The organism is Arthrobacter sp. SO3 (assembly GCF_020532825.1).
Classification (GTDB): Bacteria; Actinomycetota; Actinomycetes; order Actinomycetales; family Micrococcaceae; genus Arthrobacter.
The window spans coordinates 1-4,139 of the sequence record NZ_MQTS01000212.1 but is presented as its reverse complement, the minus strand read 5'-3'; the positions used below and the strand labels follow the sequence as shown (position 1 = coordinate 4,139).

The 4,139-nt window shown below is 66.2% G+C and carries 4 protein-coding genes; 2 read left to right on the top strand and 2 right to left on the bottom strand.

The genetic code is table 11. The features are described 5' to 3' along the window. Positions 1-440: 440 nt before the first annotated feature. The gene (locus BJQ90_RS19010; protein ID WP_226761760.1) at positions 441-1,454 is read right to left on the bottom strand and encodes an isopenicillin N synthase family dioxygenase; all 1,014 of its coding nucleotides are present in this window, start codon (positions 1,452-1,454) and stop codon (positions 441-443) included. Between the two features lie 200 nt (positions 1,455-1,654). Here BJQ90_RS19010 and BJQ90_RS19005 point away from each other — a divergent pair, with 200 nt between their 5' ends. After that, complete coding sequence (locus BJQ90_RS19005) at positions 1,655-2,662, top strand: dienelactone hydrolase family protein (RefSeq protein WP_226761759.1); 1,008 nt, start codon at positions 1,655-1,657, stop codon at positions 2,660-2,662. A 100-nt stretch (positions 2,663-2,762) separates the two neighbouring features. After that, positions 2,763-3,203, top strand: coding sequence for a YegP family protein (locus BJQ90_RS19000; protein WP_319004664.1), 441 nt, complete (start codon positions 2,763-2,765; stop codon positions 3,201-3,203). 40 nt (positions 3,204-3,243) lie between these two features. On the opposite strand, the gene BJQ90_RS18995 is transcribed toward BJQ90_RS19000, so the two are convergent. After that, positions 3,244-4,139 (bottom strand): hypothetical protein (locus tag BJQ90_RS18995; RefSeq protein WP_226761758.1); only part of this gene is annotated, 896 nt, incomplete at its 5' end.

Below are 4,139 nucleotides of genomic sequence, written 5' to 3'. Positions count from 1 at the left end.
CGGGCCCCTGCTTGCCGTCCATGGAATCAGACTATCGGGCACCTGCGACATTAAAAGCGGCCGCGGAACATGCGAAAGAACAGCCCAATCCGGTGCCCTACGGACCAGACCGCGGCCTTCGGTGACGTGCAGGGTCTGTCCATTGGTGTTGCGGTGCCAGGCGGTGTGCGCCCCGGGTGCCGTTCCGGCCAAACAGAAGCTCCTGCGGGTACCAGCCACGCAGGGAGCAGGCAACGTCCGGGTGGGCCGACGCAGCCATCAATGGCCCAGCCGACGCCGTCGTCCGCGTTGGGGGGGCGCACTCCGGGCCACCACTGCGCGATTTCGCTACCCTTCCGGGCTGGCGACGCGCGGACGATCTGGCGCTGCCGTATACCCGCAGCGCCGTCCCGTTCCCGCGTCATGGGACTAACGGCGGAGCAGAGACTTGAGCGGGCGGGTCAGCCGTTCTGCAGATCGGAGTGGTGGGCGGCCACCACGTTGGGGTGGGCCCGCAGCCGGTAGCGAAGGGCGTTGTCCCCATAGGTTTCAAGAATTGGGCTGTTCGTCGGATCAACCGACAGGCCTCGGGCCCTGGACTGGAACTCCGGGCTCACCGCGAGCTGCGGCATGGTCGCGTCCAGCGCCGGATTGTAGAAGAACGGAAGGGAAACGCGGTCGGTGCCGCGCAGGGGTGATATCACGCGGTGCAGCGTCGCCTTGAGATAGCCGTTGGTGGCTAGTTCGAGCATCTCCCCGATGTTGACGACAAATGTCCCGGGCACCTGGGGGGCGTCGATCCACTGCCCCTGGTACTCAACCTGCAAGCCGCCCTTTCCGGGCTCCACCAGCAGCAGGGTCAGGACCCCGCCGTCGCGGTGGGAACCCACGCCCTGCTTCGGCTCCGGGTTGGACTCCCCCGGGTACCGCACAATCTTGAGCAGGGGGAACGCCCGGGCCGCGAAAGCCTGGTCAAAAGTGTCTTCAGGTGCGCCCAGGGAGACCGCAAGGGCACGCAGGAGGCTCAGCGAGATGGCACTCAGGCGCTCGGTCCATTCCAGGACGATGTCCCGCATTTCGGGGAGGGCGTCCGGCCACAAATTGGGCCCTTCGAGGCGCCAGTAGTCAGCGACGCCGGGTCCCGGTTCCACGGCAGCACGTTCGACGCCGATATCGATCTGTTCCCGCCAGTCGACCGCACCATCCGTGAGTTCGCCGCCGACCCTCGTGTATCCCCGGAACTGCGGGCTGTGGACATTCTCGACCGCAAGCTTCTGCATCTCGGGCAACTCGAAGAAGCGTCGGGACACGCCGAGGATGGCATCCGTCAACTCCTGCGGGATCCCGTGCCCGGCCAGGTAAAGGAAGCCGACCTCGTGCATGGCGTCGCGCAGTTCGTCACGGAACCGCGAGGCCTCCTCCGGTCCAGCGCTCAAACGGGAGAAGTCCAGGACGGGCAATGTTTCGAGGGGCACCTGAATAGTCCTTTTCGATGAACTTGGCAAGTTGCGGACGCTACTTTCTTCAATGTTACGGACAGGGGTGCGCCGCGGACATGCACATGTCGAAATAAGTCGTTCGGGCACTCGCCGCCGTGGCGGCCTCGCCATACGGCGCGGCCTTGTCTGGTCGCGGACTTCGGAGGAGGATATCCGCACACTCCAGGAGGCCCTTCATGACAAAACTTGGCAAGTACGAAAAGTACCTGATCGAGGAATTCTTCGACGATTACCGCGCCGGCGCCATGAGCCAGGGCACGTTTACGCGCCGGGTGGCATTCATCACCGGCAGCATGGCCGCAGCGTCGGCAGCGATGCTCCTGGTGGGTTGCACGCCGGACGAGGTTCCGCGCGGCACCGACCCCATGCCGACCCCCAGCCCCTCGCCGTCCGGCCCGGGCACGGGCACTGGCAACGCGCCGGGCCCTGCGACCGGCACCGCCGCCCTCCGCCCGGTGCCCGGCGCCAAAAGCCCGCTCTCCGTTCCTGAGGGTGAGCCGGGTCTGGTGACAGAAACGGTGCGTTTCCCAGCCGACGGAACCGACATCAGCGCCTACCTTGCCCGGCCCGCGTCCGGTGCCGCTGGGCCGGCGGTACTGATCTGCCACGAGAACCGCGGACTGACCGCCCACATTGAGGATGTGGCACGCCGGTTCGCCAAAGCGGGCTACGCGGCCCTGGCCCTTGACCTGCTCAGCAGGGAAGGTGGCACGGCGACGATGGATCGCGACGCCGTTCCCGGAGCCTTGACAGCGGCAGGTGCCCAACGGCACGTCTCCGATTTTGCAGCAGCCTTCGATTGCCTTCAGTCAAAGGACTTCGTCGCCGAGGGCCGGATCGCCATGAACGGGTACTGCTTCGGCGGAGGCATCACCTGGCAGGCGGCCACGGAACTGCCCGGGTTGAAGGCGACTGCAGCGTTTTACGGACCGTCCCCCGATCTGGAGAAAGTTCCGGCAATCAAACCGGCGGTCTTCGGCGTCTACGCCGAGCTCGATCAGCGGATCACCGGGGCACTCCCGGCGCTGCGGGAAGCCCTGGCCGCCACAAACGTCCGCCACCAGCTCACGGTGTATCCCGGCGTCGACCATGCATTCCACAATGACACCGGGGACCGCTACGTTGAGGCGCAGGCCACGGCGGCCTGGAACGACACGCTGGCCTGGTTCGCCAGGTACGTCTGAGCACGCTGTTGCACAGCTTTTACCCAGGGTTTACGTGCCGTGCCTTGTGGGCCCCGGGAGCCTGCAACAGACTGGTTAGCACCAGATGAATTGATCTTTTGTGATCGTTCGGGAAGGGCAGCGGGGCACGAACGCAGTGGTGCGTTCCGGCCTGATCCGCGGTATTGACGCCGAGGGGCAGGTTCCCAAGACCGGGAGGATTGTTATGGCGGGCAAGTTTGAACTGTTCCTTGACCGGGAGGCGAATTTCCGGTTCCGGCTCAAGGCACCCGACGGAACCGTGATGGCGGAGTCGGCTGCGTTCAGCGACAAGTCCGCTGCCGTAGCCGGCATCGCCGCGGTGCGGGAGTGTGCGGGCATGGGGCTGGTCTCTGACCTATGCTCCGAGGGAGGCACGCAGGGCAGCGTTCCCGAACCCGAACATTCCGGCGACGCGCCTCAGGCGCGCCACGACTGGCATAAACGGGCTGACGGGTTCCACACCCGCGCCAGGACAATCCGTCGGTCAGCGATGGCGCCCAGATGGACGGGCGCGGCGTAGGACTCCCGGGATGACCGTGGTCATGGGCCCGGAGTCAGGATTAAGGAGTCTCGCCGTCGGCGTACCACCGCAGGACCCGCAGCGCCCGCAGTGTGTTCCAGCGGCCGGGCCTGCCGTCGCCATCCTCGAGGTCGAAGTGGGTCGCCCCTGGGTGGGTGTTTTCCAGCAGCCAGGTGCCGTCGGGCTGTCGCTTCGATCGAAGCAGACCGACAGCCTCGGCAATTCGCGGGTCGGGAGCATCCCCGGTGGACCGAAAGTACTCCAGGGCGCGGAGAACGTCGTAGTGCCAGCGGGTCGGATAGGCGAACTCCAGCCAGGCCGGGTCAATGACTTCACCTGTGCTTTTGCGTCGGAACAGCCTCCGCTCGAGGAGGTACTCCCCGCCGCGTCGCCGCGCGTCGATGGATTCCGCTGAACCACCGGTTGCCTGCTCATGCGCGAGGAGCCCTTCAAGAACATTGATCGTTGTCGCGGCCGACGAAACCACTGCACCGGACTCCGCCCAGCAATTCCAGCCGCCGTCGTCGAGCTGTTCACTGATTAGCCGGGCCACCACGCCGTCGACGTTCTGGCCAAAGTAGGCTCCCAGCCCCACCGCCATGCCGTTGATGCAGGGTTCGACCTCGCCGTCGAAAAAGGGCTGGCCGCCCTCTTCCCAACGGCAGTTGTCCCTTACGAGTGCCACTGTCCGGCGCATCCGGTCATCTGCAGGGTTGACGCCGAAGTCACGCAACTGCAGCAGGGTGTAGGTGGTGGCGGTCCAGGGCTGGCTTCCGCTATCGGGTGCTTCGGTGCCGCCTGACCCACTTTGGCCGTCCGGAGCACCGGCTCCATCAGGAGGTCCGACGTCGGGATGGCCGCCTTGCGCGGGGAAATAGGCGCCCCCGGCCCATTGGCCATCCTCCCCGCGCAGCGCCAGCAACCGGGCCCCCCACC

Coding starts and splice junctions, on each gene's coding strand:
- BJQ90_RS19005 (WP_226761759.1), top strand. CDS start 1,655: ATGACAAAACTTGGCAAGTACGAAAAGTACCTGATCGAGGAATTCTTC.